The sequence below is a fragment of the Cupriavidus sp. GW822-FHT03E04 genome (assembly GCF_058801495.1).
Genome location: NZ_JBXANI010000073.1, coordinates 1 through 1,178, shown reverse-complemented (window position 1 = coordinate 1,178; position 1,178 = coordinate 1). Strand labels below are relative to the sequence as shown.

The 1,178-nt window shown below is 63.3% G+C and carries 1 protein-coding gene; it reads left to right on the top strand.

The features are described 5' to 3' along the window. Nucleotides 1–61: 61 nt before the first annotated feature. Nucleotides 62–1,162, top strand: a complete 1,101-nt coding sequence (locus AC1RQC_RS40315) for an IS5 family transposase (protein WP_492815261.1) — start codon at nucleotides 62–64, stop codon at nucleotides 1,160–1,162. Nucleotides 1,163–1,178: the final 16 nt, after the last annotated feature.

Below are 1,178 nucleotides of genomic sequence, written 5' to 3'. Positions count from 1 at the left end.
GAGGGTGGAGACAAAACAAAGAAAGACCTATTCTTCCTAAACTGAACATGGAGATGCAGTCATGGGGAAGATGGGAAGGCCCTTGGCCATAGACGAGGAGCATCACGCGCAGTTGCGGGAGCTGGTGAGAAGCCATCCAAACGCGACGATGAGGGAGTTGGCCCAAGGCCTTGCCGAGCAAGGTGGCCCCAGGGTCAGCACAGTCACGCTGGCGGCGGCTTTGCGCCGCGCTGGATTGAAGCGAGTTGCGCAACCCAGCGCTGTACTCTATGCAAAGCCCAGTGAGCCCGCGCATTACGGCTACAGCGACTCTCATCGCCTGGAGCCGGCCGATCCTGGCAAGTACACCAGTTGCCTGACCGATGCTGAATGGGCGCTGGCGGCCAACCTGTTCGAACGGCCAGAGGGACATCGGGGACGACCTGCGGTGTACGAGAGGCGCCGCATGGTCGATGCGTGCTGCTACGTGCTGCGCACGGGCTGCTCCTGGCGCATGCTGCCGCGCGAGTCCTTTCCACCCTGGCCGGCCGTGCAAAAGGCCTTCCTGCGTTGGAGCGCGCAAGGCAAGTTCGAGCAGTTGCACGAGCGCCTGCGCCAGCAATGGCGCAGGCGCATCCAGCGCGAGGCCCAGCCCACAACCGCCATCATCGACTCACAGTCGACCCGGATCTCGCCGCAGGGGGCAGGCCAAGGATACGACGCGGGCAAGAAGGTCAAAGGGCGCAAGCGACATATCGTGGTGGACACGCTGGGGCTGTTGTTGGCGGTCTGCATTACCAGCGCTAGCGTGCAAGATCGCGACGCAGCGCCAACAGTGGTGGCTCAAGCTTGCGCCAAGGCCGGCACGTTGCAGCGGCTGTTTGCCGACTCGGCGTATGCGGGGCGCTGTGCCGCCGCCCTTGAGCAAGCTCACGGCCTGAATGTGCACATCGTGCGTCGTCCGCCCAAGGCTGGGCATTGGCACGATGCGCAGCAGTCCCTGTGGCCGCTGGATCAAACGTTCCCCACCTTGCCCATGCGCTGGGTGGTGGAGCGAACCCATGCCTGGAACGAACGCTCGCGCCGCCTGATCATGCATCATGATCGCAGCATCGCCAGCGCAACCGCCTGGGTCTGGCTATCTCAGGCACGTTTGCTCGTACGCCGATTGTCCAATGCCTGAATTTGTCCTCACCCTC

Bases quoted from the DNA above. Each gene is read 5' to 3' on its own strand.
- AC1RQC_RS40315 (WP_492815261.1), top strand. From the start codon at position 62: ATGGGGAAGATGGGAAGGCCCTTGGCCATAGACGAGGAGCATCACGCG.